Raw genomic sequence first — 1,104 nt, forward strand, 5'->3', positions numbered from 1 at the left:
ATGTTCGCTTCGGGCCGAAAGCCGGCGAAAGCCTTGGCCGCTTTGGGCCGATATCGTTGAAAAACTCGATGGAGTAGCCGCTTATCCGGTGATTTCCGGCCTTTTGCGCAAGGGGCATCGGTTGCTGCCCTGCGCTCGTGCGCGGGCAATGGTTGGTGTCCCTTTTTATGCGGCGATGACGCTGTACGGCGGCCTTGCTGGCCTGAGTTTCGCCAATCTTCTGAGGTTCTGGGCGGTTGCTGCAAGCAAGAATTCGTCACGCGCACCACATGGACCTCGCAACCTCAAACGCGCCATGCGGAGAATGGGTTTGAGGTGAGCGAAGAGCATCTCGACCTTCTTGCGACGATGCCGAGACTGCTCGTATTGGGGTGTGGCAGCATCACGCGTCTCAAGCACCCGCAATGCCGAGTTTTTCAACGGTATCCGCCAGAAGCGGTCATCTTTCTAGGGATTGACGAAAGTCAGCTATCGACCTCATTCGGGAAGTTTGAGCTGAATGCAAAACCTACAAAGCTGCCGTCAGGCGTGCTACGAGTTGGCCATCGCCAACTGGATTCGGGGCTAGCCTTGAAAATCTTATTTCGAGGACTGTCCTTTGTTGTATGCGCCATTGGGGGCGTTTTCGCACTTTGGACGGTGGTGTGGATAGTTCTTGGCATTAGTTTCAAACCGAGCATTCCGTATTTCGAAGCATTCCTTAATCAGAAATATAAGGGCTATAAAAGTACCGAAGGCCGAGTGATCCGGTGCGAATCCTGGACAGAGTATTCTTCTGAGTATGAGATTAGCTGTAGGTATTTTCGGCAAGCAAAAGCCGAGGAACCAACGTACCACGCGTTTGACAAGTGGGGCGGCTACATCGGAAGTCGCGATGGCGGTTGATTGCAGAACTTACCAACTCTCCGTTACGGAGTTAGCGTTGTTTGCCTCGCACCTTGACCATGCGCGCATTGCCGTTCGAATAATACCGCTCTGACAGGGGCACTGAACTGCCCCCATTTTCGACCGGACACTCAGCATAAGCAGGAAGGCTCAAGCACAGGCTTGAGGATAAGCTTATGTCTAACGAGTTTCGACAGGTTGACTTGATGATCGGTGACG

At 53.2% G+C, this 1,104-nt stretch carries 1 protein-coding gene and 1 pseudogene; one reads left to right on the forward strand and one right to left on the reverse strand.

Translation table 11 applies throughout. The features are described from left to right. Window positions 1–165 precede the first annotated feature (165 nt). Window positions 166–381: pseudogene (locus AC1D35_RS36315) on the reverse strand (transposase); the annotation flags it as partial. Between AC1D35_RS36315 and AC1D35_RS36320 the strand changes: the two are divergent. Further along, entirely contained in the window at window positions 316–885 is a 570-nt protein-coding gene (locus AC1D35_RS36320; protein WP_162748613.1) for a hypothetical protein, read from the forward strand. The pseudogene AC1D35_RS36315 and the gene AC1D35_RS36320 sit on opposite strands and share 66 nt — an antisense overlap. The last annotated feature ends 219 nt before the right edge of the window (window positions 886–1,104 follow it).

Source organism: Rhizobium sp. P1_E6, from assembly GCF_056405875.1.